This is a genomic window from Paenalcaligenes niemegkensis (assembly GCF_022230885.1).
Lineage (GTDB): Bacteria > Pseudomonadota > Gammaproteobacteria > Burkholderiales > Burkholderiaceae_B > Paenalcaligenes > Paenalcaligenes niemegkensis.
Map to the genome: position 1 here is coordinate 258792 of NZ_JAKGCT010000004.1, position 26989 is coordinate 285780.

At 53.8% G+C, this 26989-nt stretch carries 18 protein-coding genes and 3 pseudogenes; 13 read left to right on the top strand and 8 right to left on the bottom strand.

Going from position 1 to position 26989, the window contains the following annotated elements:
* The first annotated feature begins 150 nt into the window (after positions 1 to 150).
* The 7 genes from L1889_RS05175 to L1889_RS05205 all read left to right on the top strand — a co-directional run bounded on the left by L1889_RS05175 (position 151) and on the right by L1889_RS05205 (position 11630).
* The gene (locus L1889_RS05175) at positions 151 to 645 is read left to right on the top strand and encodes a MarR family winged helix-turn-helix transcriptional regulator (RefSeq protein WP_238664225.1); all 495 of its coding nucleotides are present in this window, start codon (positions 151 to 153) and stop codon (positions 643 to 645) included.
* An 86-nt stretch (positions 646 to 731) separates the two neighbouring features.
* Positions 732 to 2375 carry a hypothetical protein gene (locus L1889_RS05180; RefSeq protein WP_238664226.1) on the top strand — a complete coding sequence of 548 codons (1644 nt, stop codon included), beginning with the start codon at positions 732 to 734 and terminating at the stop codon, positions 2373 to 2375.
* A gap of 26 nt (positions 2376 to 2401) precedes the next feature.
* Positions 2402 to 6643 carry an alpha-2-macroglobulin family protein gene (locus tag L1889_RS05185; protein WP_238664227.1) on the top strand — a complete coding sequence of 1414 codons (4242 nt, stop codon included), beginning with the start codon at positions 2402 to 2404 and terminating at the stop codon, positions 6641 to 6643.
* Between the two features lie 2 nt (positions 6644 to 6645).
* Positions 6646 to 8910, top strand: coding sequence for a penicillin-binding protein 1C (gene pbpC, locus L1889_RS05190; RefSeq protein WP_238664228.1), 2265 nt, complete (start codon positions 6646 to 6648; stop codon positions 8908 to 8910).
* 109 nt (positions 8911 to 9019) lie between these two features.
* Positions 9020 to 9646 (top strand): SecDF P1 head subdomain-containing protein, encoded by a 627-nt coding sequence (locus L1889_RS05195; RefSeq protein WP_238664230.1) that lies wholly within the window; start codon positions 9020 to 9022, stop codon positions 9644 to 9646.
* Positions 9647 to 9657: 11 nt separating this feature from the next.
* Positions 9658 to 10104, top strand: coding sequence for a hypothetical protein (locus L1889_RS05200; protein ID WP_238664232.1), 447 nt, complete (start codon positions 9658 to 9660; stop codon positions 10102 to 10104).
* Between the two features lie 230 nt (positions 10105 to 10334).
* On the top strand, positions 10335 to 11630 hold the full coding sequence (locus L1889_RS05205) for an aspartate carbamoyltransferase (protein ID WP_238664234.1): 1296 nt from the start codon (positions 10335 to 10337) through the stop codon (positions 11628 to 11630).
* Positions 11631 to 11762: 132 nt separating this feature from the next.
* Here L1889_RS05205 and L1889_RS05210 read toward each other — a convergent pair.
* Positions 11763 to 12663: pseudogene (locus tag L1889_RS05210) on the bottom strand (recombination-associated protein RdgC).
* A gap of 510 nt (positions 12664 to 13173) precedes the next feature.
* On the opposite strand from L1889_RS05210, the gene recA reads away from it, so the two are divergent.
* The 3 genes and pseudogenes from recA to L1889_RS19090 all read left to right on the top strand — a co-directional run.
* Complete coding sequence (gene recA / locus L1889_RS05215; RefSeq protein ID WP_238664235.1) at positions 13174 to 14265, top strand: recombinase RecA; 1092 nt, start codon at positions 13174 to 13176, stop codon at positions 14263 to 14265.
* A 6-nt stretch (positions 14266 to 14271) separates the two neighbouring features.
* Positions 14272 to 14724: a recombination regulator RecX gene (gene recX, locus L1889_RS05220; RefSeq protein WP_238664236.1), complete on the top strand. Its 453-nt coding sequence runs from the start codon at positions 14272 to 14274 to the stop codon at positions 14722 to 14724.
* Positions 14724 to 14801, top strand: a pseudogene (locus tag L1889_RS19090) (hypothetical protein); the annotation flags it as partial. The gene recX and the pseudogene L1889_RS19090, both read left to right, overlap by 1 nt.
* Before the next feature lie 83 nt (positions 14802 to 14884).
* On the opposite strand, the gene L1889_RS05225 reads toward L1889_RS19090, so the two are convergent.
* Both L1889_RS05225 and L1889_RS05230 read right to left on the bottom strand, forming a co-directional pair.
* On the bottom strand, positions 14885 to 15466 hold the full coding sequence (locus tag L1889_RS05225) for a LysR substrate-binding domain-containing protein (RefSeq protein ID WP_238664237.1): 582 nt from the start codon (positions 15464 to 15466) through the stop codon (positions 14885 to 14887).
* An 11-nt stretch (positions 15467 to 15477) separates the two neighbouring features.
* Positions 15478 to 15807 carry a LysR family transcriptional regulator gene (locus tag L1889_RS05230; RefSeq protein ID WP_238664239.1) on the bottom strand — a complete coding sequence of 110 codons (330 nt, stop codon included), beginning with the start codon at positions 15805 to 15807 and terminating at the stop codon, positions 15478 to 15480.
* 89 nt (positions 15808 to 15896) lie between these two features.
* On the opposite strand from L1889_RS05230, the gene L1889_RS05235 reads away from it, so the two are divergent.
* A complete protein-coding gene (locus L1889_RS05235; RefSeq protein WP_238664241.1) occupies positions 15897 to 17309 on the top strand; it encodes an L-serine ammonia-lyase in 1413 nt (470 codons plus the stop codon).
* A gap of 41 nt (positions 17310 to 17350) precedes the next feature.
* Here L1889_RS05235 and L1889_RS05240 read toward each other — a convergent pair whose 3' ends face one another.
* The 4 genes and pseudogenes from L1889_RS05240 to L1889_RS05255 all read right to left on the bottom strand — a co-directional run bounded on the left by L1889_RS05240 (position 17351) and on the right by L1889_RS05255 (position 22317).
* Positions 17351 to 18514, bottom strand: coding sequence for a M20 aminoacylase family protein (locus L1889_RS05240; RefSeq protein WP_238664242.1), 1164 nt, complete (start codon positions 18512 to 18514; stop codon positions 17351 to 17353).
* Positions 18515 to 18528: 14 nt separating this feature from the next.
* Positions 18529 to 20042, bottom strand: a pseudogene (locus L1889_RS05245) (aldehyde dehydrogenase family protein).
* A 2-nt stretch (positions 20043 to 20044) separates the two neighbouring features.
* Positions 20045 to 20908: an NAD(P)-dependent oxidoreductase gene (locus tag L1889_RS05250; RefSeq protein ID WP_238664244.1), complete on the bottom strand. Its 864-nt coding sequence runs from the start codon at positions 20906 to 20908 to the stop codon at positions 20045 to 20047.
* 74 nt (positions 20909 to 20982) lie between these two features.
* On the bottom strand, positions 20983 to 22317 hold the full coding sequence (locus L1889_RS05255) for a DUF3100 domain-containing protein (protein ID WP_238664245.1): 1335 nt from the start codon (positions 22315 to 22317) through the stop codon (positions 20983 to 20985).
* A gap of 168 nt (positions 22318 to 22485) precedes the next feature.
* Here L1889_RS05255 and L1889_RS05260 point away from each other — a divergent pair, with 168 nt between their 5' ends.
* Complete coding sequence (locus tag L1889_RS05260) at positions 22486 to 23451, top strand: LysR family transcriptional regulator (RefSeq protein WP_238664246.1); 966 nt, start codon at positions 22486 to 22488, stop codon at positions 23449 to 23451.
* Here L1889_RS05260 and L1889_RS05265 read toward each other — a convergent pair.
* Positions 23448 to 24377, bottom strand: a complete 930-nt coding sequence (locus L1889_RS05265; RefSeq protein WP_238664247.1) for a LysR family transcriptional regulator — start codon at positions 24375 to 24377, stop codon at positions 23448 to 23450. The genes L1889_RS05260 and L1889_RS05265 overlap by 4 nt on opposite strands.
* A 138-nt stretch (positions 24378 to 24515) precedes the next feature.
* On the opposite strand from L1889_RS05265, the gene metE reads away from it, so the two are divergent.
* The gene (gene metE, locus L1889_RS05270) at positions 24516 to 26816 is read left to right on the top strand and encodes a 5-methyltetrahydropteroyltriglutamate--homocysteine S-methyltransferase (RefSeq protein WP_238664248.1); all 2301 of its coding nucleotides are present in this window, start codon (positions 24516 to 24518) and stop codon (positions 26814 to 26816) included.
* Positions 26817 to 26989: the final 173 nt, after the last annotated feature.

Below are 26989 nucleotides of genomic sequence, written 5' to 3' on the forward strand. Positions count from 1 at the left end.
GATTTTATTAGCTCTCAAACTTATAGGATACTGATTGAGGTCGCTCAATGATGATAGTACTACTAGCAACTCTTAATAAAGCCTGGGGCTGTGAGTAAGCGTTGTTTTCTCAGTTCAATTGATTTACGTGAGTTCTTGACAAGGTGATATATGACTACCCTACCGTTAAAAGGCGGCGTTGACGAGTTATATACTCAGCCAGCAAATTTGTTGCGCCGTGCCCATCAGATTAGCGCATCATTATTTCATGACGAGCTTGGCAAGCAAATTACGCCGGTGCAATATATGATCTTGCACGTTTTGGCGGATAATCCTGGAATCGATCAGGTGACTCTTGCCGGGCTGGTTGCCATTGACACCTCTACAGCCGCCAGCGTAGCCATACGCCTTGAAGAAAAAGGGCTGTTAAAGCGCAATATCTACCCCGCTAACCGACGTCAGAGGAGACTGTTTCTTACAGATGAGGGCGCTGCTTTGCAGCGCACGTCTGCTGCAGGTATTGCGCGTATGCACAGACGCTTATTCGAGGGTTTCAGTCAGCAGGAAACGCGCAGTTTCGTGGCGCTGCTGCAAAAACTGGTTGATATAAACAACTCGCTTAGCCGTGCGCCGCTGGCGCGAGGCAAGGCCGCTGACGACGTGTAAGTCTATACGGGTATGTTTGCATTTCTGTTGGGTCGAAATAGGGTATAGGCTGTGAGGGGTATCTGTCTACCTATTGAACGCGAACTATGAAACTATCAGCCTTGATTTCTTTCTTCGCCTATGCAGTCATCGCGAATATTGCATCGGCAAATACAGTAGAAGTGTCGCGTTTCAGTCCGCAGGGCTATACCCCTGAATTACGTGCCGCCACGGTTGAGTTTTCGAGGCCCGTAAGTGCTTTTGGTGATGCCCTGCAAATCGCTCCCTTTATCGTTGCCTGTGACGATCCCGCTGTTAGCGGTGCGGGACGTTGGCTGGACGACAAGCGGTGGACTTATGCCTTTAGCGAACAAGTGCCCGCAGGGGTCTCGTGCAGCGCCAAGCTCAACCCGGCTTTTTCCAACAGTACTGATATCAGCCCGACTTCAGCAGCCTCCTATCAATTCTCCTCATCCGGACCAGAGCTGCAAAGTCAGCGTCCCTACTATCAAGAGGTTTCTGAAGAGCAAGCCTTTGTTTTGCGCTTCGCAACACCGGTAAGTTCCGGGCAATTACAGCAATTGGCATCATGCCAGCTAAAAGGGGTGGGCGAAGCCATACCCGTCAAGGTGATCTCAGGTGAGCGTCGCAGCGAGATCTTGAGTAGTGCCGTTTACGACTTTGATCCGAAGCTAGACTCGCAGGCGGATCAGGTGCTTCAGTGCGCGCGTCGATTGCCTCCCGGTGCGCAGCTCAAACTGGTGGTGGCTTCCGGGCTTGCCAGTGCCGCCGAAGGGCGAACTGCTATCGCCCTGCCTAATCCCATTGTGGTGGATTTCACGGTACGAGAGCCGTTTAGCGCTCAGCTTTTGTGCGAGCGCACCAATGCGCAAGCGCCATGCAACCCCTTGCTTCCCATCCGGATTCGCTTCTCGGCCGATGTGGCGCCTGAAAAGCTTGCTTCGCTGCGGCTACGTTCGGATGGAAAAGAGTGGCTCCCATCGGCAGGCGACGATGATTATATAACTGGACAATCGACACTTGAATTTATCGGGCCTTTCCCTCCAGAGGGGGTGATGCAGCTTGAGCTGCCTGAGGACTTTAGTGATGAGGATGGCCGTGAGCTGCAGAACGCCCATGCACTTCAGGCCGTCAAACTAGCCACTGCTGAGTATCCGCCTCTGCTGAAGTTTGCCTCCGGGAGCTTTGGTGTCATCGAGAGATTTGGCCACGCGGGCGTGCATGGCTCCGACTCCTTCGCCCCGCCGGCCGTACCAGTCACTGTGCGCGCGATTGAGGCTGAGCTGCAAATCGACGATCTTTCGCTGTCAGCGGGCACGGTCAGTGATTTCAGCACGCAAGACGATGCCGAAGTCATGGCGTGGATGAATCGCTTGCGCCGTTTGGGCGAGTCCACTCTGGCCTCCTCGCAGCTTGAAGCAATTCTGCAAGGCGCCGAGCTTAATTATGGTGATGATTCACCCAAGGTAGATGTACGTACGGTTTCGCTTTTTGATCACTTGAAGGTTAAGAGCAAGACCTTGAGTCTGCCCAAAGCCCCGACAGCAGAGGACAGGCCCTTCGAACTCATTGGTATTCCGCTGTCAGAGCCGGGTTTTCATGTGCTGGAGGCTAAATCGCAGAAGCTGGGGACGGCGCTGTTGGCAGATGCCGAACCCATGTATGTGCGCACCAGTGTGCTGGTGACCAACCTGTCAGTACACATGAAGCATGGGCGAGACGATTTTTAGTCTGGGTGACGACTCTGGACGACGCCATGCCGGTGGCGAACGCGTCAGTGCGTGTTCTGGATTGTGCCGGCGACGAGCTGTTTAACGGCGTTACCGATGACAGCGGGGTATTGCATATTAAAGAGGCTGTGGAACAACGTTACTGCAGGGCATCCGCGAGTGATGCCTTCTACGCCTCTGCCCGTATCCCTGCAGATCATGCTCAAGCGCGAGGACAAGCTGATTTTAGTTTCGTGTTATCGGACTGGAATCGTGGCATAGAGCCGTGGCGTTTCAATGTGCCTACAGGGCGCGGGGTGATCCAGGATATCGTGGCTCATACGGTTCTGGACCGCGATTTGTTTCGCGCAGGTGAAGTCGTCAGCATGAAACATATAATGCGTGCCCAAACACGCGAAGGCTTGCTAAATCCTCCTGCTGACCAGCTAAGCACCACTTTGCGTATTACACACGAAGGCTCTGGTCAAAGCATAGAGCAGCCACTGAAGTGGCAAAGCGAAGGCGGATCCGGAGCAAGTGCCTATTCTACCTTTAACCTCCCCAAAGACACGGCGCTTGGACGCTACAGCCTAAGTCTGACAAGTGAAAATGGCTGGTATCAGACGAGTCACTTCAGAGTCGAGGAATTCAAGCTGCCGTTGCTTAAGGGCTCAATCAAGCTGAGCAATCAGGATTTATCAGCCACACTCGTCAATCCCGAAGGTGTGAACGTAGACTTGCAGCTGCAGTATGTAGCGGGAGGTGCGGCAGGCCAGCTTCCGGTGAGTTTGTCGGCGGTAACCAGGCGCTACACGCCGAGTTTCGCTGCCTATCGTGACTACTCTTTTGCTGACGTCACGGATGATGACTCAACTCGCGATGAGGCAGGGCCTGCAGCAGGACAGCGGCTGTTTCTTGATAAGCGTCCATTGGTGCTGGATGAAAGTGGGGGTGCCAGACTGTGGATCGACGAGTTGCCTCGCGCCGGCTCTCCAGAGCAATGGCTCTTTGAAGCGAGTTTTGCGGATCCGAATGGCCAGATACAAACATTAAGTCAAAGTACCATTGTGTGGCCCGCCACAAAAGTTGTGGGGGTACAGGCGCCATCATGGGGCAGTGCGGGCGAGATGACCACCTTTAAAACCGTTGTGCTGTCTCCCGAAGGGGAGCCCCTGGCTAATGAGCCGGTACAGCTACTCGCCCAGCAGCGTAAGTTAATGACGGTGCGAAAACGCGTGGTGGGCGGTTTCTATCGTTATGATAATCAGGAGCAATACGTTGACCTGGGCGAGCTCTGCCAAGGTACTACCGATGCTGCTGGCGAATTTTCTTGCGACGTCGCCTTGAAACAGGCCGGTTCTATTACAGTGATCGCACAGACCACAGATGCTGATAATAATACGGCCCGTGCCGCTCAAGTCTTTTGGCTTAATCAGGGTGGGCCGCTCTGGTTTGGTGGCGAAAACGATGACCGTATTGACCTGATTCCAGAGCAAAAAGTGTATGCACCGGGGGACGAGGCTGAGTTCCAGGTGCGTATGCCCTTCGCGCAAGCAACGGTGTTGCTAAGCGTAGAGCGGGAAGGTGTCCTGGAATACAAGGTCATCGAGGTAGACAGGAGGGATCCCGTCTTTCGCCTGCCGATAAAAGCGGAGTGGGGGCCAAATGTCTATGTGTCGGTGCTTGCGATCCGGGGCCGGGTGCGGGATGTCTCATGGTCATCATTCTTTAGCTGGGGATGGAAGCAGCCTATAGAGTGGTATCGCGCCTGGTCTGACGGCTCCTCCGATTTTGTATCTCCCACTACCACTGTTGACCTTGCCAAACCGGCTTATCGCCTGGGGCTGGCTGCTATTGAAGTGCGCACAGACGAAAATCAGCTCGACGTAAAAGTCCAGGCTGATCGCACGCGATATGCGGTAAGAGATCAGGCCCGGGTGACAGTGTCAGTGACCTTGCCTGATGGATCGCCAGCAGCTGGCGGACATTTCAGCTTTGCCGCAGTAGACGAAGCGTTGCTGGAGCTTTCTCCAAATCCTAGCTGGGATGTGTTGCGCGTCATGCTGGCGCAGCACCAATATGGTGTAGCAACCGCGACGGCGCAGTCCGAAGTGGTAGGGCGACGGCATTATGGCCGTAAGGCAATTCCTGCAGGCGGGGGCGGGGGCAGGGCCCCTACCCGTGAGTTGCTCGATACGTTGTTGTTATGGGCGCCGGACACGGTTTTGGACGAGAAAGGGCAAGCTCAGTTAATGGTCCCCCTGAATGATACGCTGTCTACGTTCAAGCTGGTTGCCATTGCCGAACATGGAACGCAACGCTTCGGCATGGGCACGGCTGCGATCACGGCCTCTCAGGACCTTCAGGTGATTTCCGGCTTGCCGGAGCTGATACGCGAGGGCGATCATTATACGGCGCAGTTTACTGTGCGAAACAGCAGTGATCGCGACATGGAGATATCGCTTGAACCCCAATTTTCCAGCCAGACTACACTTTTGCAGACGCTGGCTCCGCAGAGAGCGACGATCAAGACAGGAGCAGCGCACCGCTTCAGTTGGCCTGTGGTCGTCCCGATCGGTGAGGATGCTGCCGTAGAGCGTCTTTTTAGCTGGACTGTCGTGGCTACCGAAATGGCTTCTGCCACATCTGATGCACCTGTTGCTACGGATCGTTTGCAATTGTCCCAGCGCGTGCTGAGAGCCACCCCCGTTCTTGCACAGCAGGCCAGTCTGCTTCGAATCAGTGCCGGGCAGCCTTATACACTAGAGGTGGCCCCGCCAGAGGGGGCGCTCAAAGATAGCAATGAACAGCCTTTGGGAAATCTCTCGGTATTGTTGCGTTCCAGTCTGGCCGGCGACATGCCTGAAGTCACACGCTGGTTCCAGGCTTATCCCTACACCTGCTATGAACAGCAAGTGTCCAAGACAGCAGCCCTGGGCGATCAACGACAGTGGGATCATCTGATGGGAAGTATAGGAAGCTACCTAGACACCAATGGTTTGTTGCGCTATTTTCCCAGCCCCACTGTGGCGGGAAGTGAGGTGCTGACTGCTTACGTACTCGTACTGGCCGATGAACTGGCAGCGCTTGACCCTGCTTTCGAGATCCCTGCCGAGGCAAAATCGACCATGCTTAACGGTTTGCAGCAAGTGGCGCTGGGCCGTGTCAAGCCCGCTGCCTGGTCGCCTCCAGATAGTCAGGCACAGCGCCAGTTAATGGTTATCGAAGCCTTGTCGCGGAACCAGATGGCGCAGGCCTCAATGCTGGATAGTGTTGCCTTCACGCCAGAGCGCTGGTCCGCCGAAAGTTTGCTCGACTGGCTAAGTATTTCAGACCGTATACCTATGGTGGCATCTGCGGACGCGCGGCGCGAACAAGTAACCGGTCTGCTGCGTTCTATGTTGACTGAAAGGGGCAGCACCTTGTCGGTAGCACAGAGTCAGCAGCAGGCCGAATGGTGGCTGATGCGCAGCGCCGTCACTGCACAGGCGCGCTTGCTGCTATGGGCTCAAGAACAGCAAGCCTGGCGCGAAGATATACCTCGCCTGACACAAGGCCTGATTTCACAGCAGCAGAAAGGCCGCTGGGGCACCACTCCCGAAAACGTGCTGGCAAGCCTTGCACTACGACACCAGATTGCATCGGCAGGGGTGGCGGGACTCAGCCGGATAGAACTTGGCGAGGATGAGACTCGCATCATTGACTGGGATGAGCTTGACGAGACTCATGGTGTGAAGACGGCTGATGTCAGTTTAGCGTGGCCTCGAGCAGCCACGCGGCTGACAATTGACCATCAGGGCAGCGGAGACATTTGGGCGCTGCTTCGATCTTTTGCCGCAGTGCCCGCCACTCAGCCTCTAGAGGCCGGCTACACCATCAAGCGCGAGATCAGGCCAGTCAGCCAGGCAGCAGAAAACACGTGGTCCGTGGGCGATAGCTACACTGTGCGTCTGACGATTCAAGCCCAGGCGCCCATGAGCTGGACTGTGGTGAATGATCCGGTTCCCGGCGGAGCCAGTGTACTGGGCAGCGGGCTGGGCAGGGATTCAAGCATTGCGATAGCGGGCGAGGACAGGGAGGCCGCTGAACCTACCTACGTAGAGAGAGCGTTTGATGGCTATAGGGCTTATTTTGAATATTTGCCAGCAGGTACCCATTACCTGGAGTATACAGTGCGCTTGAATACAGCTGGCAGTTTTACCTTGCCCGATACACGTGTTGAGGCTTTGTATGAGCCCGATGCTTACGGCGCTACCCCAAATGCGGATATCGCTGTGGCAGAACCTTGAGAATGCGCGTATTTACGGACATAGGCATTGTGTTGAGTTTTGCCTTTGCAGTTAATGGGGCCTGGGGAGCCGACTTGCTCTCTTATGAGCAACTTAGGGCAAAAACGCCAGCTTCTGCGATACAGATACTGGACCGTCAACATAAGCTGGTGCAAGAACTACGCGTCGATTTTAGTCAGCGGCGGGGCCACTGGCTGAGCCTGCATGAGATTTCACCTGCCCTTCAGCGGGCGGTGCTAATCTCCGAAGATCAACGGTTCATGGACCATCGCGGCGTCGACTGGCTTGCAGCCGCCAATGCCGCATGGTCGCAGCTTGTTGATACGGATGGGCGCCGAGGCGCTTCCACGCTGAGCATGCAGCTAGCGGATCTGATCGGACAAAGTTCCGGGCGTGGGGCGAGGGGGCGGACCTGGCAGGGCAAGCTCAGCCAAGCCTATGCGGCTTATGAGGTGGAAGGGCGCTACACTAAATCTCAAATACTTGAGGCGTATTTGAATCTGGCCCCTTTTCGAGGCGAAATAGTCGGGGTGGACGCATTAGCCCGCGTGCTGTTTCAGAAACATGCTTCGGCGCTGAACTCAGCTGAGGCCGCTATTGCCGCCGCTATGCTGCGTGCGCCTAATGCGAATCCTGCGACATTGCGTCAGCGCGCTTGCGCCGTACTGGCACAGATGGGTGTGCCTGAACAGTGTAAGACTATTGATTTTGTTTTACAGCCAGCCCTAGCGCGCGGAGGAGCGTCAATGTGGGACGAAGTGAATTTCGCTCCGCATTTCGCCCGCCAGTTGCTGCGGCGAACGCCCCTGCCTGATCCGTTGCGTGTGATTGAGAGCAGCCTGGATTATGCGCTGCAGCGTGAAGTGCAAATGGCCCTAGCTGGCAATCTCCACGAGTTGCAACGTAGCCATGTCGACGATGCGGCAGTTGTCGTGTTGAGTAATTCCAGTGGCGAGGTGCTGGCTTATGTGGGGGCCAGCGATAGTTCGGCAGCTGCAGAACTGGATCATGCCGCTGCGCGGCGACAGGCCGGGTCTACACTCAAGCCGTTTTTATATGCACTGGCATTGTCCGACCAGCGTCTGACCGCCGCCTCGCTTCTGGATGACTCTTTGCTAAGCCTGGAGACTGCGAATGGGCTGTATGTGCCGCAGAATTACGACCAGCGATTCAACGGATGGGTTACGGTGCGCAAAGCATTGGCATCCTCCTTAAATATACCTGCGGTTCGCACGCTGACTTTGATGCCTGTCAGCGATTTCTGGGCTTTGCTCAGAGCGTTGGGCTTGCCTTTAAATCATGATGCGGAGTTCTACGGATACAGCCTGGCACTGGGTAGCGCCGATGTGGACTTATTGTCCTTGACCAATGCATATCGTGCTATTGCTAATTTGGGCTGCTTTAGCCCGCCCATGTGGACCGCCGCCCTGCCAAAAGTGCCAGCGCCGTCCACTTTGCAGCCTAAAGATGTTTCGGAATGTAATAGCACGCCGCTATCTCATGTGCAGCAGTCGGTGCCTGCCTCCGGGATCACGAGGAAAGCGCAGCTGCTTGCCCCTGGCGCAGCATGGATAGTCGGCGATATTCTGTCCGATCGGCATGCCCGCGCCTATACCTTTGGTTTGGACAGTCCCTTGAGTACGCCATTCTGGAGCGCGGTAAAAACGGGCACCAGCAAAGATATGCGCGACAACTGGGCGGTGGGTTTCAGTCGCGATTACACCGTCGGAGTATGGGTGGGCAATAGCGATGGCTCACCCATGCTGGATGTCTCTGGCATCAGCGGGGCTGCGCCAGTCTGGCATCAGGTGATGGGCTACCTGCATCGCGAGCGGCCTTCGCAACAGCCTGATGCGCCCGCAGACGTCGGCACTGAAAACGTCAGTTTTGAGGGCAAGCTCGAGCCTGGCCGAACCGAATACTTCGTAGCAGGCACCGAGCTCACCCACGTCAGACTGTCGGAAGTCAGCGGCGCCTCTGCAGCATTGCCAGGCGAGAATCAGATTTTTTCGCCCACATCTGGCACCGTGTACGCCTTTGATCCTGATATACCGCCCGAGCATCAGCGTTTGCAGCTAAGGGCTATCTCGGATGTTCCTGTGGTGTGGAGGGTTAACGGTGAAACGGTTGCAAATGGTAGCGTTGCCTGGTGGTCGCTGCTACCGGGGCGTTTTACTATCGAGCTGTTCGATGCATGGAATCGTCAACTGGACAGCCGTGTTATTACAGTGCGTGGCGAAACAAAAGCACAGCTTAAGCCTAATTAACATTCTTCAACGGGACAGAATGTACTAAGCTGTTAAACTTTTTACTCACATACGTACTACTTACATACATACAAAGCTCATAGTAACTTTGAAATAAAGGGGAAGTTTTATGCACAGCAAACGATGGATCAGCCGAATTTTTGCTCCTATAGGCTTGGTTGCGCTGGCCGCATGTCAAACTGTGCCGCAGGATAGCGATTCAGCAGCACAATCTGCTGCTACAGCTCCCGCACAAACTGAGACGGCTGCAACGCCTGCTACCGGGCAAACGGCTCCTGCAGAGCAAGTGGCTCCTGTTCTGATTTTCCTTGCTGACACTGAACCTCAGACAGACTGGGTTGAAGTCGATATCGAGCCAGACGGCAAACTTTATGTTCAGCCAGAGGCCTTTCTGGGCATTGAAGATTTAACAGGGGTTGAAGCGGGCCGCAGTGAGGCCGGAGACGGTCTGCTGGCTCTGGACTTAAATGAACAGGCTGCCGGTACCCTGACTCGCGTGACTTCCCAGAATATTAACAAGCGCCTGGCGCTGGTGGTCAATGGAACCATGCTTGCCGTACCGGGGTTTTCCGAACCTATTTCCGGTGGGCGTCTGGTATTCATGGTGGGGAGTGAAGAAAACGCGCTTACCGCAGCACGTATTATTGCCGGAGAAGACGCGACCCCTCGTGGTCCGAATACTGCTCCCGACGCAGCACCCAATGCGCCGCAGCCACCTAGCATACCTGCACAGTAAGGCTGGAACAGATGTCACACGATAATGGTGTTTCGGTATACGGCAGTCTACTTAACCGTAGTCTCTATACCGGCTTTTATAGTGTGGCATTGCTTAACACTGGCGGAGTGCTGGTATTGCTTCTGGCGGCTTTTGACACCATCCCGTCGGTTTTTACCCCCGGCTGGCTGCGCATGCCCCTGATGATGTACCTGGTGGGGCTTGTGCTGGCGTTCATCGGCTTATTCTGGACGCATCTGACGGGGGTGAGTCTGCTCGCCCAAAGTCTGGCCGGACGTTTGGCGCGAGGCCACTGGTTGCCAATGTTATGCAGTATTCTCTCTTACGGGCTGAGCCTTATCGTCTTTGTCATTGCCTGCTGGCTCAGTTTTGCCTTGGCCGGGGTAGCCACGCATTACGAAGCAATGCAATCTGGGCTGCCTGACTCACATCCTCCGCTTCTTCCTTATTACGATTAGTTGATGGCGTCGTTGTCCATAGCGAAGGCATGGCTTTTCCGTTTTTGTTCTTCACGATTATGTGAATATCCACAAAATCGTCGGTTTATGCCTACAAGGCTAGCTCGTCTTAGGGCCTTATGCCTCCATCTTTGGGTTTTTAGGCTGAATCTTCTCGCTTTTCTCCCATCTTATAAATAAAATATGCGCATTGCGTATATTTGTGTTTATGTTTCTATGAAGGAGTGGAAATGGCTGTGTCTCAACAGGTGTTTTTGCGTGACGCGATGCGTCGCTTGAATTTGACGCGCGATATTTTCGCGGCTCGTATCGGAGTTAAACGTCGAGCGCTGGATACGTGGCTGTTGCCCGAAGCCTCACAAGAGTTTCGCGGCATGCCTGAAGTGGTGCAGCGTTTTGTGACTGAAATCGTAGAAAACGAGTTATTACTGGCCAAGTATGCGCAAAGCGCACAGTCCGGGCCCCTACGTGACCGTATTGCCACGAATGGAAAGCATCAGCTGCTTTCTGTAGAGCAATTCACGCGCGAATCGGTAGAAGAACTTTTTAGCGTGGCCGACATCATGCAGCCTATCGCACGCCGGCAGAAAGTCTCTCGTGTGCTTGAGGGGGCGGTGCTGGGCAATTTATTCTTCGAAGCCAGTACGCGAACCCGGGTAAGTTTTGGCGCGGCCTTTTGTCGACTTGGAGGTTCTGTTTGTGACACCACCGGTTTTACGTTCTCGTCGATGGCTAAAGGTGAATCTATTTACGATACTAGCCGGGTCATGAGCGGCTACGTGGATGCGATGGTTATTCGGCATCCAGAGCAAGGCTCAGTGGCTGAGTTTGCCCGCGCCACGAACATTCCGGTTGTTAATGGTGGTGATGGCGCAGGAGAGCACCCCAGTCAGGCGCTGCTTGACCTCTATACCATCTTGACCGAGTTTTCGCGTCTGGGTAAGTTGCTCGATGGCGCACATATTGCCGTCACCGGCGACTTGAAATACGGCCGCACTGTGCACTCGCTGGTTAAGCTATTAGCACTGTACCGGGGTTTGAAGTTCACCCTGATCTCGCCTCCGGGCCTCGAGATGCCAGCTGAAATAATTGAGCAGATAGCCAGGCAAGGCAAACATGTAATCGAACAGTACCATTCACTTGAAGAAGGGCTTAAAGACGCTGATGTTATCTATGCAACACGCGTGCAGAAAGAACGCTTTTCGGATGAGCAGCTAGAGGGTTATACGGCAGATTTTCAGGTAAGCAAAGAAGTGGTCGACCGCTGTTGTGCTCCTGATGCTATTGTCCTGCACCCTTTGCCTCGTGACAGTCGCGAGGGAGCCCATGATTTAAGCACAGATCTTAATCATGATCCGCGTCTGGGCATTTTCCGCCAGGCAGATAACGGTATCCCCGTACGAATGGCGATTTTTGCTGTGCTGCTGGGTGTAGAGAACCTGGTCCAGCATTCAATGCGTGATGTCACGTGGAGCCCGCCTTCGCATATAGGGCCTGAAGACGCCGTGTTTCATGGCATGTATTAATTAATACGCCGGCAGGGGGCGCGGTAAGGCCTGTGACTGTCAACGATAGCAGACGCCGTACGCAGCCAAGGCGCTGAAACGCAAAGCGTAACGGACGGCAAGGGCTGCCCGTTACGCTTTTTTCGTAGAGGCTTAGATTACAACCTTTTCGCCACCCAGGGCTTCAATAAGGTCGTTAAGCATGGGCGCCAGTTCGGCCGTCATTAGCGTCATGTCTGAGTTGAAAAGCTCGGCATCGTCGCCAGAAAGCGCGTCGTTTTGATCTTTCAGCACATCCAGCGGGGCGAGGCGCTTCACTTCCAGCCCGTCGGTCAGCACAAACGAGATCTTATCGTTCCAGGTCAAAGCCAGGCGTGTGCACTGTTTGCCGGATTCTATGTGTTTACGAACTTCGTCAATGTCGATGCTTTGGCGTACGTAGCGAACCACGGCACGGCTCTCGCTTGTAGAGCGGAGTTCGGTATCCTGATCAATACTGAAGTTGGCGGGGGCCTCGTCTTCGGCCAGCCAGGCTGTCATGGCGGCAGCAGGGGAAAGCTCGGTGTACAGAGGAAGCACCGGAAAAGGATCCAGGCTTTTTGCCAGCAGACCCATGACTTCGTCACCCGTGGCGGCGGAGGCGGCATCAACGACCAGCCACAGGTTTTTGGTGTCGATCCAGATTTTGGTGTCGCGATGGATGCTGAATGCGCGAGGCATTAATTCAGTAATTACCTGTTCCTTGATCTCACGTACTTGCTTACGGCCCGGGCGATAGCCTTGTTCTTCTTCGATGTCGCGGGCCTTGATGCGTGCAACCTGATTAATAACGGTAGAAGGCAGCAGCTTTTTTCGGAACGTACACTGATCAGCAACTGGCCATTCAGGTTGTGAACCAGCCCTTCACCTTCTCGGGGGCAACCCAGCCCACACTGACCGGATCCTGGCTGGTACCAGGTTGAAAAGCATGCTCTTGTAGTGCTGCTTCCAGAGTGTCGGGCGTATGTGACCAAGCCTGGGATAAACGGAATACACGTAAATTTTTAAACCACATGGACAATGACTTTAAGGTGCGGCCAAGGCAAATAGCAGTACTATTGCTTCGGCAATGAGTGGGAGTAATGGAGGATGATTGTACGCCCAAATTCAACACTGTCGAGTCAGCGAATCTTAAGTACGGTGATGGTTTTTAACCTTCGTTAACAAAGTAACGACGCATATTTTGAGATTCGGTAGGCGCTATGTTGCCCTTTGGGCTGGCTGTTTTATACCATTGTTATTTCTACCTTTAATGATGCACTACCTTTTTATCTGTGGCTCAATAGTGTCTGTGGACGGGGTTATAGCAAGCCATCGTTGGAGCCTGTACATGTTCGGCCACCGGCCTCTGGCCCCAAAGCTATAACTTGCTGGTTATCTGTGTATTTATACAGTATAATTTAATGCGATAATTCAACTACAGATTGAACTAAACGTTCAGCTGAAAAGATTTAGCTAAAAATACAAGCCGCTAACTGATGGTTTGCGCGATCTTTACCGTATATCAATATTCAAGGAATCCCTCATGGACGATAAACGAAGCAAAGCTGTAACAGCCGAGCGTGCCAAGGCTCTTTCTGCTGCTTTGTCTCAAATCGAAAAGCAGTTTGGCAAAGGTTCGGTTATGCGTTATGGCGATAACGAAATCGAACACGATATCCAGGTCTGCTCAACCGGCTCCTTAGGTTTAGATATAGCCTTGGGGGTGGGTGGTTTGCCCCGGGGTCGCGTGATCGAGATCTACGGTCCTGAGTCCTCGGGTAAAACCACGCTCACATTGCAGGTCATTGCCGAAATGCAAAAAATCGGCGGTACGTGTGCCTTCGTCGATGCCGAGCATGCGCTTGACGTGCAATATGCGCAAAAAGTCGGCGTAAACCTAAGCGATTTACTGATATCCCAGCCAGACACCGGCGAGCAGGCGCTCGAAATCACCGAAGCCCTGGTGCGTTCGGGTTCTGTAGATCTTATTGTGGTCGACTCGGTAGCTGCGCTGACGCCCAAGGCTGAAATCGAAGGCGATATGGGTGATTCGCTTCCTGGCCTGCAGGCCCGCCTCATGAGCCAGGCCCTGCGTAAGCTTACCGCTACCATCAAGCGTGCAAATTGCATGGTTATTTTCATTAACCAGATACGCATGAAAATTGGCGTCATGTTTGGCAACCCTGAAACCACTACCGGCGGAAACGCACTGAAGTTTTACTCGTCTGTGCGTCTCGATATCCGTCGTATCGGTTCAATCAAGCGTGGCGACGAGGTCGTGGGTAACGAAACCCGCGTCAAGGTCGTAAAAAACAAGGTTGCACCACCCTTTAAGCAAGCCGAGTTCGACATCATGTACGGTGCCGGTATTTCGCGGGAAGGCGAGATTGTCGATCTGGGCGTGCAAGCTGGTGTGGTAGACCGTGCAGGGGCTTGGTATAGCTACGAAAGTACGCGTATTGGTCAGGGTAAAGACAATGCCCGTGAGTTTCTGCGTGAAAATCCAGTCATGGCACGTGAAATTGAAAACCGGGTGCGCGAGAAGTTTGGCGTCGTGCAGATGGGGGCAGCCACGGCTTCCGCCCCTAAAGAGGCCGCTCCCCAAGAAGTCGAAGCCCCCGAAACCAAAGATTAAGTTTGTATGGTTTACGATAACGAGCCTTTTGAGTCCGATCCCGACGAGCTTGCCGAGCGTTTAACCGCATCGGCCAAACCTTCGGGGCCTTCGCTAAAGGCTCGGGCTATCGATTTTTTATCCAGACGCGAACATTCTCGTGTTGAACTGCAGCGCAAGTTGCGGCGCCATAGCGACGAGGCCTCGGAAATCGAGGCCTTGCTTGACGAACTAGAGCACGAAAAGTGGCTGTCAGACGATCGCTTTGCCCAAAGCCTGATCAATCGCCGTGCCCACAAATTGGGTACGCTGCGTATTGTGCAGGAACTCCGTCAAAATGGTGTTGAAGCTGAAAAAATCACCGAGCTTGCCGAGTCTTTGAGGCACTCTGAATATGATCGTGCTTACGAAGTGTGGGATAGGAAGTTTGGTAAAGCACCGCTTGATCAAAAGAGTACGCCCGCCAGTTTCGTTTTTTAGCCAGCCGCGGATTTAGCAGTGATGTCTTTCATAAAATAATCGCAGCGGCAAAAGCTGATCCCGATCTTTACGAGTAATACTGCCAAGCTTGTACCCCAATTCGTGCCTTTCTTAAGAAGAAAACCGCAACGGTTTTCTCGTCTTCCTGTATTAAGCCCCCTTAAGTACTTTGTGAAGCCTGGTCTACGATCCAATCGTGCACCGCTTTAATCCGTCTGTCATCCAGCGCGCCGGGCGAGTAGGCTATACCATACTCCATGGATGTCTCTACACGCTGGCTGAAGGGAGCGACCAGTTGTCCCGAGCGCAGCTCGTGGGTACTCAAGGTTTTTCGGGCTATGGCCACGCCCATGCCTGCAATCGCTGCCTGAATAACCACATGATTTCGATTAAACATATAACCCCGGCGTACATCAATACCCGTTGCCCCAATGGCGGCTAAATAGCCTTCCCATTCGGCATAGGGGTGGCTGCCTCGCCATGCGGTGATATCGTGAAGCAAAGGAAAGGCTCGCAGATCTTCAGGTTTTTCCAGTTTGTTGTCGATCAGCAGCGACGGAGAGCAGACAGGAAATATTTCTTCTTTGATTAAAGGGGTAATTTGCAGGCCACTTTGCACACCGTCATTTAAATCAATCGCCAAATCAAAGGTGCCCGGCAATAACGCGCGTGAACTGTCTTCGGCTTCAATTTTTAATTCTATATGCGGGTAAGTTGTTTGAAAATTGACCAGTCTGGGCATTAACCAAATACTTAAAAAGAGGGAACCACCCGTAAACGGATAATGCCGCTTAAATGACCCCCTGACAATCGCGTGATTTCCAGGGCGATAGCGGCGTAGTTTTGCTCGACCACAGTCGCCAGACGCACGCCTTCTTCAGTCAGTGCCAGTTCGCGGGTCAGCCGCAAAAACAGCTTGAAGCCCAGCCACTCCTCAAGCTGCTTGATTTGCTGGCTGATAGCGCCGGCGGTAACGTGCAAATGCCCCGCAGCTTCAGTAAACGACAGGGTCTTGGCGCAAACTGAAAACACATTCAGACGCCCGAAAATAGCTGTAGTTACTTCACGTTTATGATTTAGCATTTCTATATCGTGTTTAGTATTTAAGGTTTGTCAGCCTTTGCTGTTTAGATCATGATGGATAATCACGTTCTTTGTTGCCGAGGTGGTTTTTGTTAGATAGTTATTCATACATCAGCGTTCTGGATATATTCAAAATCGGGGTGGGGCCGTCAAGCTCACATACTACCGGACCAATGATTGCAGCAGGCCAATTCAGGAGGCATCTGCATGGTTTGGAGCTGAATCAATTACTTCGCATTGATGTGCATTTGTATGGATCATTGTCCTCAACGGGTATAGGCCATGCCACGGATACGGCGGTGATGGCCGGCCTGCTCGGGCTTGAGCCGGCTACGGTGGACCCCGAGCAAATGAGAGCACAGGTAAAAGAAGTACGTCACGGTCATAAGCTTTCCATCAGTGCTGATCAGAGTGTAGAGTTCGATCCCGCTAGGAATATTATATTTAAGCCGGTTGGCCTGGCTTACCATCCAAATGCATTGCGTTTTAAGGCTGTTTTTTCTGACGGTAGTAAGACAGTTAAAACCTACTATTCAGTGGGTGGGGGCTTTGTGATTGACGATGACGAATTGTCGGCATCGGCTCAGGCACCGTGGCCATCAGATGCAGGCTTGCAGGCACCTGGGCAGGTGCCTTATCCATTCAGCAGCGCCGCTGATTTGCTGCGCTTGTGTGCTGAACATCAGCTCTCGATTAGCGAGCTCGTGATGGCAAATGAACAAACGTTGCGCCCGTGGACTGAGACTGAAGCCGCACTGCGGGGCATTTGGCAAGCCATGCAAGACTGCGTGCATCAGGGCCTGGTAAATCCGGGCGTGCTCCCAGGCGGGCTTGACGTTAAGCGACGGGCCCCTGATTTGTACCAGCGTTTGCTGGCATCCAGGAATCAGCCAGCTCCGGTATTAACGATGCAAGGGATGGATTGGGTCAACGTCTATGCGATGGCTGTCAATGAAGAAAATGCGGCGGGCGGCAAGGTGGTGACAGCACCCACGAATGGCGCTGCCGGGATTATTCCCGCCGTGCTGCATTTTTATATTGCCTTGTTTCCAGATTACTCCTTTGACGACATTGTGCGGTTTTTACTGACAGCGTCTGCCATAGCCAAACTGTGCAAAATGAATGCATCGATTTCAGGTGCAGAGGTGGGCTGTCAGGGCGAAGTGGGTTCTGCCTGTGCAATGGCTGCTGCCGGCCTGGCGGCCTTGATGGGCGCGACTCCGCAGCAAGTGGAGAACGCTGCCGAGATCGGTCTGGAGCATAACCTGGGCCTGACCTGTGATCCGGTAGGCGGGCTCGTGCAAATTCCCTGTATTGAGCGCAATGCGATTGCGGGTGTAAAGGCTATTAATGCTGCACGCCTGGCGATGCATGGTGATGGCAAGCATCACATCAGCCTGGATCAGGCAATTCGCACTATGCGCGATACGGGCAGGGACATGCATGACAAGTACAAAGAGACCTCGCTGGGCGGGCTGGCAGTCGCCTTCACCGAATGTTAAAGAGCCATGGCCACCTGACGATGGTCATGGCTTCTCTTTAACTATGCGGGCTCAGCCAATAGCCGTCTGCTAAGTTCTACAAAGTACTTAACGCCATTTTCCAAAATGCCGTCATTAAAGTCATAGCTGGGGTTATGCAACGAGGCGCTGTCTTCGCCATTTCCTAGCCAGATATAGACGCCAGGAACATTTTGGCTCATGAAAGAAAAATCCTCCGAAGCCATGCTGGGTGCCAGGTCTCGATGTACGTTCTGAGGGCCCAGGATATCGGCCAGTACGGCGGCACACTCATCTACATGACTGAGCGCGTTAATCGTAGCAGGGTAGCTGACGCGGTAATCCAGCGTGGCTTCGATGTCATGTAGCTGCGCATAGGCCGAGATGTACTCATTGAAGCGTTTTTCGATCTGCGCGCGCTGCTGCATGTCAAAGCACCGGACAGTGCCCCGCAGTCTCACCTCTTGGGGCATGACGTTATAGGTATCGCCCGCGTTAAAGCTGGTGACCGTAAACACTGCAGGCTGATGGGCAGAAAACTCCCTGCTGATCAGGCTGGCAAGCTGGCTGACCAGCTGGCATGAGATAAGCAGGGTGTCTTTGCCCAGGTAAGGCATGGCGGCATGCGCTCCTGACCCTTTAAGGGTCAGATCGAAAATATCAAAGGCCGCCATTACCGGACCGCTGTGTACGGCGGCCTCTCCGGCAGCCAGGCCAGGCCAGTTGTGCAAGGCGTAAACCGCGTCTACCGGGAACCGTTCAAACAAACCTTCTTCGATCATGACGCGAGCGCCACCTTCATTCTCTTCAGCCGGCTGAAAAATAAAGTGTATAGTGCCGTAGAAGTCCGGATTGGCAGACAAGGCCTGGGCTGCGCCCAGCAGCATTGTCGTGTGTCCATCATGACCGCAGGCATGCATACGGCCCTGATGGCTGGAAGCATGCTCGAAATCATTTTTCTCATGCACATGCAAAGCATCCATATCGGCGCGTAGACCAATATTTCGGCCCGCACCCATGCTGCCGCGTAAAGTTCCTACTACCCCCGTGCCTGCGATACCTGTGGTGACTTCCAGGCCCCACTGGCGGAGGCGTTCGGCAACTATTTCGCTGGTACGAAACTCTTCGAAGGCGGTTTCAGGGTGGCGATGAAAGTCACGACGCCATTGCGTGAGCAGTTCCACAGAGGGAAATGTTGTAGCATCCATAGAAACTCCTGACGTTATAAGTAGCCGAATGTCGCGGCGGGATTAGCGGCAGTTTCTACCCATACACTTTTCACAGTGGTGTACTCTTGCAGCGCATCGATGCCGCTGGAACGGCCGTATCCGCTTTCCTTGATCCCGCCAAAGGGAGAGGCCACGTTAATGGTCTTGTAGCCGTTAATCCAGACCGTGCCGGCATTTAACGCTTCGGCGACACGGTGGCCTCGGGCACCGTTTTCAGACCAGACAGCACCGGCCAGTCCAAAGCGGCTTTGGTTGGCCAGCTTGATGGCATCGTGTTCGTCTTCAAAAGGAATCACCACCACCACGGGACCGAAAATTTCTTCCTGTGCGACAGCCATGTCGTTGCTGACATTTGACAGTATGGTAGGTGATACCCTGAAACCAGGCCGATCAGGGCCTGTGTCCCCCAAGGCCAGCGTGGCACCATTGGCGATGGCTTGCTCAATGGAGGTGCGGACGTGTTGATACTGGCGTTCATTGCACACCGGACCAATTTCAGTTGTCTCGCTGGCCGGGTCGCCTACAGCCAGTTTTGAAGCTCCAGTGACGAGTTTATTTAAGAATTTGTCGTAAACCGAGCGCTGTACCAGCAGCCTGGAGCCGGCCACGCAACTTTGTCCTGCACCCGAGAAGATAGCGGCCTGGGCGCCGATGACGGCGCGGTCAAGATTGGCATCATCAAAGACAATGTTGGCTGATTTACCGCCCAGCTCGAGTACACACGGTACCAAATAGCTGGCGGCTGTCTGAGCCACGATTTTGCCTGTGTTCACCGAACCCACAAATACCACTTTTGCGATGTCGTGGGTTTCCAGGGCGGGTTTCAATACCGCGGTGCCTGTGCCGGCAAGGACGTTGACGAGGCCTTTGGGCAAACCGGCCTGGTGCAGCAGGTGAGCCAGTACTACCGAGGAAAAAGGAGTGAGTTCTGAAGGTTTGAGTACGACGGCGTTGCCGCAGGCGATAGCGGGAGCGATCTGCCATCCGGCAGTAAAAATAGGCGCATTCCAGGGGTAATTTGCACGACCACGCCCACGGGACGCCGCTGCGTAAAGTTCAAGTGGCCGCTAGGAACAGGAATGACTTCGCCATACAGTTTGTCGGCCCAGCCTGCATAGTATTCGAACATTTCAGCAACGCGCAGGCTCTCACCACGACAGTCACGTATGGGCTTGGCGCTACTGGCTGACTCGAGCTGCGCCAAGGCTTCGCTGTGCTGCCGAATGAGCTGTCCCGCGGCATACATGCGTCGGCCTCGCTCGGCATGACTTAATGCAGCCCATTTAATTTGAGCCTGCTTTGCAGCAGCTACGGCTTCTACAGCATGTTCGGGTCCACAGTCAGCATAGTGAAAGTGCTGCTCTCCGGTGTAGGCGTTGGTCAGCCTAATGGTTTCGCCAGTGCCAGGTCTAAGCTCACCATTGATGAATGAAGCAAATGGGCTGTTGTTAGTGAAGAAGGCTGAAAACAGCTTGGCTATAGAAGAGGAAGAGGCGGGAGTACTCATGCTTACACCTTAACAATGTGGTTGAAGTCGAGTTCGTCAGCCAGGGTGGCCGCCGAATCGGACCAAATTTGTAGCGCGTGCCGGGATAACGGAGCAGTGACATCGGCCTGCTGCAGCAATTCGTTGGCCAGGCGCAGATCCTTGCGCATGAGGCCCATGCTGAAACCTGAGTCAAAGGCATCGTTGAGAATCCAGTTGGGCACATTGAATTCGCTGACGCCGCTGCGACCGGAGCCGGCGTTGATGCCTTCAAATAGCTTCTCTATATCCAGATTTAACGCTTTTGCAGCACGTATGGCTTCGCCATTGGCAATCAGGTTTAAGCCGCAAAGCAAGTTGTTGAATAATTTGGCTGCGTGCCCGGATCCCACTTCGCCTACATGTACCCGCTTTGCGCAGAGTGCGTCGAGCAGACTGGCGAGCCCGGCTATATCGTCCTGACTGCCGCCCAGCAGCATGGTCATGGTTCCGGCCATTGCGGCCCGCGGGCCGCCGCTTACCGGGCCGTCTACAAAGCGGATAGGCGTGCCCTGAAGTGTTTTGGCAATGCGACGCGTGCTGTTTGGGTCGGCGGTTGAGGTGTCAAGTAGTAAGGTGGATTTGCTAATGAGGCCAGCAAGGCCTGCTTTTCCCAAAATTACGCTCTCAACAATGGCTGAGTTAGGCAAAGACAAGACGATGCAGTTGCTCGCCCGGCTTAATTCTGCAAGGCTTTCGGCTTTTGTTACTCCAGCTTCAGTCAAGGTGGCGTCATTGCCTGCAGCGGGATCGTAGCCATACACGCGGAAGCCCGCCCGGGCGGCTGAACATGCCATGCCGCGCCCCATATTTCCTAAGCCGATAATGCCTATAGTAGGCTGAGTCATGCTGTCTCCTTAAAAAGCCGCCTTAATGACAGAGTTATCAGGCTGTCGCGGGCGGCTTGATCAAAACGATATTTTTATATGGAATGAACGAAAAACTGCGCAATTGATGCGGCGGCCAAGAAGACTCCGGCGTTTGCCAGCAATGACACGACAACGATGCGCCACCCTAAACGCCGGAAGACTGGGATGTCTTTAGCCAGCGATAAACCTGCAAAGGTCAGCATGGGCGTAATCATTGCCAGGAAGTTAACTTTGGAGGTTAAGGCGTTGATTTCGGCCGAGAAAGGGAACAATGGAAAAGTCATTGCCATTGCGACCAGGGATATCCAGCACACAGCGGGTAAGATGCGTCGTGTACCGTGATACACCAGATCGCCAATAATCACGGCCACAATGATGAGCGCGACACCAGGCAGGGCTTCAATGATGGGGATGCCGTAGCCGATGCGATTTCCGATGAGTACCATGGCGCCTACCACAGCCCACGCCAAAAGACGTACGCCAAAGTGGATGGCAGGAATGCGCTGCTGTTCGGTGTCGATTTGGGCGGTGGTCGAGGCTGCTTGGGAGCCTATGCTTCTGCCCCGGCCCAAAATGGGTTCAAAAGTCTTGTATGCCCAAACTGCCAGCGGCAAGGAAATAAAGAGGGTTAAATAAGTTCCTACTGTTGTGGCGATCAGATTGCTGGCGGCAGCGAAGGCGGCAATATCCTGAGCCATTTCCGGCGGATGCTGGGCAGCAATGGCGCCTACCGCGGCAGCCGTCATGCTGCCCGAGCCCACCCCGGCACCCATGGCCAAGGCCAGGGGGTGAAAGATGTCCAGACTGGTGACAAAGCCTGCGAGCAACGAAATGAAGATGGCACCGACCAGTGTGCCAGTTACGTATTCAGCCAGCACTCCACGGCCTTCAGGGGAGTCCATGCCGAATCGCTCGCCAATAATGGCCAGGCCGGGCTCACGTCCAATTGAGAAGGTGGCACCAATGGCCTCACGCTTGATGCCTAAAAGCAGGGCTATCGGCATCCCCAAAAGAATACAGCCGATTAAATTGCCGAACTCTTGCAATGCCAGGCCCCAACCGGCCTCAGCGAGTTTGGGCAACGAGCCGCCCACCAGCAGACCGAGCTTGGAAATGAAAAGAAAGAGGGCGGGCTGCAGGATGGCGGCTGCCAGGTACTGGGTTTTAACATCAACCCGAATTAAGGAGGGCAGGCGTTTATTAAAAATACCGAGCGTCAGACCAATAAGCAGGGCCCAGATCATGGGGAGCAAGACTACCTTGCCTACACCCAGCTCAATGGGAAGAGGGCCCAGCCACTCGGAAAGCAAGGCAATGGCCAGCGCCAGGATGAATACCTTGATAAGTTGGTTTGATTCTATCTGTTTAGGACTGGCTGTTGTCAGCATCTTCCCCTCTCCCTTAGAGCAGTGAATTCCAGAATGTATTGCGTGTGCCGTGTTGGCGTTTTTATTAATGTACTGTTTGTTACCACGCGAGCTACTATAGCAATCTATTGGTTCTATCGTTTTTGAATTTGTGTTCTGTTTATTAGAGCGCTGTGTGGAGGCGCCGTTATGCAAAAATTTCAGGAGAATCGTCTTGATTACTTTCACGCGAGCGTGCGGCTGGGTTCAATCCGGGGTGCAGCCGAAAGTCTGAAAGTAGCAGCATCTGCAGTAAGTCGCCAGATAAGTCTGCTTGAGCAAGAGCTGGGCATGGCGCTGCTGGAGCGAAATCGGCGTGGTGTGATTCCAACCCAAGCGGGCGAATTGCTGATTGATTACTATAGACAGCACAGTTCACATCGCGACGATATGCTTGCCGAACTGGAGTCTTTGCGTGGCCTGCATAGCGGAAGCGTCTCGGTTGTCATGGGCGAAGGCTTTACTCAAGCTGTGGTCGTGGGGCTATTGCCGATTTTCAGGCGAGATTACCCCGATATTTCCGTCTCCATTGATGTGGCAGGAACGACAGCGATTATGCGCCGGCTCGCTGATGATATCGATGAGATTGGTCTGGTTTACTATCCGCCTGAAGATCCGCGCATTGTCAGCCGATGGGTAGGCAGTCAACCTATGCACCTGATTGTGCCCTCCAATCATCCGCTGATAGGGCAAGAGCAGGTATCTCTTGCCGAGCTTGGCTCGTGGCCACTCGCACTATTGCATGGCCGCTACGGCATAAGGCAGTTAATCGAGCATGCAGAGCACATAGAAAAATTTAAGCTTAACCCCTGTCTGAGCACCAACCTGATCAGCGTGGTTGTCAGTTTTGTAGAAAGTGGGCAGGGTGTGACCTTGTTACCCAAGTTCTCGGTCACCAGCGAAATTGCGGCTGGCACCTTATGCGCACTGCCGATTGCCAGCACTGTACTGCAGCAAGCCAAAGTGCAATTGGTCACGCGGGCAGGGAGGTCGCTTTCACCCGCAGCCAAATGTTTCCTGCGTTATTGTATTCAAGGCATGCGGGCTTTTGATGCCGGAACGCTTTACGACGAGCAGGGCGAGCTCGATATGCAGTCGCTGACCCGTCGAACTTAGAAGCGAACCTGCTTTAGTTCTTCTATATCTCTGAGGGTTTCAAAACAGGTGCGTCGCGCTTGTTCTAAAAAGGCTTTCAGGTAATCCGAGTCATGATCCTCGGTGCGTACGGTGGCGTATAGGTCTCGCCAGACCCCGTGCTCGGACAATTTCACTGTGCGTAGCCATCCGTGATTCAGGTATTCAGTCAATGCCCAGTTTGGCAGTGCCGCCACGCCACGGTGACTGGCCACCAGTTGCATGATCATGGTGGTGAGCTCAGCCTGGCGTATGGCGACAGGCTCGATATCCGCCGGATCTAAAAACTCGGTAAACACATCCAGACGGCTACGTTCTACCGGATAGGTAATAAGGGTTTGGTCCTGCAGTTGGTGGGCTTCTATATATCGGTATTGCGCCAGAGGGTTTGCCGAGGCGACGGCGAGCACCAGCTCATAACTAAATAAAGGGACATACTCGATACCTTCCAGGGGCTGGGGGTCTGAGGTGATCACTACATCCAGGTCGCCGCGTATCAGGGCGGGAAGAGGGGCGAAGGAAAAGGCTGCAGATAAGTCCAGGCTGACATCCGGCCAGCTTTGCCTGAAGGCATCCAGGGCGGGCATCAGCCACTGAAAGCAAGAGTGGCAGTCTATCGCGATATGAAGTCTGCCTGTTTGTCCTGCCGACAGGCGTTGAAGTTCACGCTCGGTGGCACGTATGCGCGGCAGAACCTCATCGGCTAAGGTCAGTATGCGCAGCGCCGCCGTAGTGAGCCGAGCCGGGCGTGTGCGGCGGTTCAGCAACTTTACTTTTAAACGCACCTCAAGATCTCGTAGCTGATGCGAGAGAGCGGATTGCGTTACATGTAGATGTTCGGCCGCCTCTTGCAAACTGCCGGTTTGACGTATGGCTGTGAGCGTCTCAAGGTGACGTACTTCAAGCATATGTGCATACTCCTGATTTTTAATGAAAATAATTCATACTATGCATGGTGAATTTGATTTTTTTTCAAGCAATTGTACAGGCACAATTCATAGGTAGCTGAGACGGCAAGACTTTTACTTTCTACATTTGGGTTGATGATGACAATTATTCATAATTTGGGATTCCCCCGCATTGGTAAGCAACGCGAACTAAAGCGCGCGGTCGAGTCTTATTGGGCAGGCAAGCTTTTATCAGAAGATTTGCTCGAGACAGGGCGCCAGTTACGTGAGCGTCATTGGCAGATTCAAAAGTCGGCAGGTGTAGATCTTGTGCCTGTAGGGGATTTTGCGTGGTACGACCAGATTCTCGAGTGGACTACCTTGCTGGGCGTGGTGCCTGCCCGCTTCGCTCAAGACAGTGCGGAAACGGTCAGCCTGGATACCTTATTCAGAATGGCTCGTGGACGTGCTCCAAGCGGTACACCGGCTGCAGCCTGCGAAATGACCAAGTGGTTCGATACCAACTATCACTACATCGTGCCAGAGATCACCCCGGGCCAGGAATTCCGCATAGCGCGTGAAGACTTGTTTGAACAAGTCAAAGACGCGGCAGCGCTGGGGTATAACGCCAAACCCGTTATTCCCGGTCCACTGACATGGCTTTGGCTGTCCAAGGGCGACGCCTTTGTCAACGGCGCTGCAGATGAGCAGAAGCTGGCGTTGCTGCCTCAGCTAGTTACGGTGTATCAGCAGGTCTTTGCGCGCTTTGTCGAGCAGGGCGTGAACTGGGTACAGATTGATGAGCCTATTCTTGCGCTGGACATTCCCGAAGCGTGGCTGGATGCTTATGCCGATGTGTATGCTCAGCTGAAGCAGAATGCACCCAAGCTGCTGTTGGCTACGTATTTCGAGGGCCTGCGCAATAATGCATCTGTACTCAAAGACTTGGCAGTTGATGGTGTACACGTTGACGCTGTGCGTGCTCCAGATCAGTTGGAAAGTGTCGCTGCCCAGTTACATTCCGGGCAAGTTCTGTCGGTAGGCCTTATTGACGGGCGCAACATCTGGCGCACCGACCTGGACGCGGCCGCGGCGTTGATCCAAAAGTTAAAAGCCAGCCTGGGCGAGCGTCTATGGTTGGCGCCTTCTTGCTCGCTATTGCATGTGCCGGTTGACTTGCAAGGCGAAGACGGACTGGATGCCGAGCTTTATAGCTGGCTGTCATTTGCGGTTCAGAAACTTGATGAGCTGGCCTTGCTCAAGCATATTGTCGACGATACCCTTGACGCACAGGGTCAGGCAGCTTTGGATACGCAACGCAAGGCGCTGCAGCTTCGCGCGAGTTCCCCCCGTACGCATAATCCGACTGTAGCAGCCCGTGTGGCGGAACTGGCTACCTTAAGCCGTGATCGCGCTCCTTTCGATAAGCGTATCGAAGCGCAAAATAAACGGCTGGGATTGCCGGTCTTCCCAACCACTACTATTGGTTCATTCCCGCAAACGCAAGAGATCCGTAAGCTGCGCCGTGACTGGCGGGCGGGTTCGCTGGGCGATGCCGCTTATGAAAAAGCGATTCGTGCTGAAATTGAACACGTGATTCGCTTTCAGGAAGAAGTGGGGCTGGATGTGCTGGTACACGGCGAAGCCGAGCGTAACGATATGGTCGAGTACTTCGGCGAACTGTTAGGCGGATTTGCCTTTACGAAAAATGGCTGGGTTCAAAGCTACGGTTCACGCTGTGTAAAACCGCCCATTATTTTTGGAGATGTGGTTCGGCCGGCAGCCATGACCGTTGCCTGGTCGCAATTTGCACAGTCGCTGACGTCCTTGCCCGTAAAAGGCATGTTGACCGGACCGGTAACCATGTTGCAGTGGTCCTTCGTGCGCGACGATCAGGCTCGCTCAGAGACTTGCCGTCAGTTGGCCTTGGCCTTGCGCGACGAGGTTTCAGATCTGGAAGCCGCAGGCATTCATGTGATTCAAATTGATGAGCCGGCATTCCGCGAAGGTTTGCCGCTACGTAAAGGCGACTGGAACGCCTACCTGGACTGGGCCGTCGATTGCTTCCGTATTTCCACCAGTGGAATTGATGACGACACTCAAATTCACACGCATATGTGCTATTCAGAGTTCAACGACATCATTGACTCGATTGCCGCGATGGATGCCGACGTAATTACCATTGAAACGTCACGTTCAAATATGGAGCTGCTGGAAGCCTTTGAGAACTTCGATTACCCCAATGATATTGGTCCCGGGGTTTACGATATTCATTCTCCCAACGTGCCTGATCAGCAATGGATGGTGGATCTCATGCGCAAAGCGGCCAAACGGTTGCCAGCAGAACGTCTGTGGGTGAATCCGGATTGCGGCTTGAAGACTCGCGGCTGGGAAGAAACGGGCAGCTCCTTGAAAGCCATGGTTTCGGCAGCGAAAGAGCTGCGTAAGGCTGTCGCTTAAAAACCAGACTGCTGGCCTGAGGGTTGAGGTCTGATCAAGTGTGGATGTGTTAATGCATATCCACGCTTTTTTGTTTTTAGAGCGGCTTTTGCCAAAATGCGTGCACTTGCCCGAGTACAGCGATTGATGACATTGATTGAAGTGACAGTCACATTTTTGAAATTATTGCGTCG

Excerpts from the sequence above, each read along its gene's own strand:
- L1889_RS05175 (WP_238664225.1), top strand. The coding sequence starts at position 151 with ATGACTACCCTACCGTTAAAAGGCGGCGTTGACGAGTTATATACTCAG.
- L1889_RS05180 (WP_238664226.1), top strand. The coding sequence starts at position 732 with ATGAAACTATCAGCCTTGATTTCTTTCTTCGCCTATGCAGTCATCGCG.
- L1889_RS05185 (WP_238664227.1), top strand. The coding sequence starts at position 2,402 with ATGCCGGTGGCGAACGCGTCAGTGCGTGTTCTGGATTGTGCCGGCGAC.
- pbpC (WP_238664228.1), top strand. The coding sequence starts at position 6,646 with ATGCGCGTATTTACGGACATAGGCATTGTGTTGAGTTTTGCCTTTGCA.
- L1889_RS05195 (WP_238664230.1), top strand. The coding sequence starts at position 9,020 with ATGCACAGCAAACGATGGATCAGCCGAATTTTTGCTCCTATAGGCTTG.
- L1889_RS05200 (WP_238664232.1), top strand. The coding sequence starts at position 9,658 with ATGTCACACGATAATGGTGTTTCGGTATACGGCAGTCTACTTAACCGT.
- L1889_RS05205 (WP_238664234.1), top strand. The coding sequence starts at position 10,335 with ATGGCTGTGTCTCAACAGGTGTTTTTGCGTGACGCGATGCGTCGCTTG.
- recA (WP_238664235.1), top strand. The coding sequence starts at position 13,174 with ATGGACGATAAACGAAGCAAAGCTGTAACAGCCGAGCGTGCCAAGGCT.
- recX (WP_238664236.1), top strand. The coding sequence starts at position 14,272 with ATGGTTTACGATAACGAGCCTTTTGAGTCCGATCCCGACGAGCTTGCC.
- L1889_RS05225 (WP_238664237.1), bottom strand. The coding sequence starts at position 15,466 with ATGCCCAGACTGGTCAATTTTCAAACAACTTACCCGCATATAGAATTA.
- L1889_RS05230 (WP_238664239.1), bottom strand. The coding sequence starts at position 15,807 with ATGCTAAATCATAAACGTGAAGTAACTACAGCTATTTTCGGGCGTCTG.
- L1889_RS05240 (WP_238664242.1), bottom strand. The coding sequence starts at position 18,514 with ATGGATGCTACAACATTTCCCTCTGTGGAACTGCTCACGCAATGGCGT.
- L1889_RS05250 (WP_238664244.1), bottom strand. The coding sequence starts at position 20,908 with ATGACTCAGCCTACTATAGGCATTATCGGCTTAGGAAATATGGGGCGC.
- L1889_RS05255 (WP_238664245.1), bottom strand. The coding sequence starts at position 22,317 with ATGCTGACAACAGCCAGTCCTAAACAGATAGAATCAAACCAACTTATC.
- L1889_RS05260 (WP_238664246.1), top strand. The coding sequence starts at position 22,486 with ATGCAAAAATTTCAGGAGAATCGTCTTGATTACTTTCACGCGAGCGTG.
- L1889_RS05265 (WP_238664247.1), bottom strand. The coding sequence starts at position 24,377 with ATGCTTGAAGTACGTCACCTTGAGACGCTCACAGCCATACGTCAAACC.
- metE (WP_238664248.1), top strand. The coding sequence starts at position 24,516 with ATGACAATTATTCATAATTTGGGATTCCCCCGCATTGGTAAGCAACGC.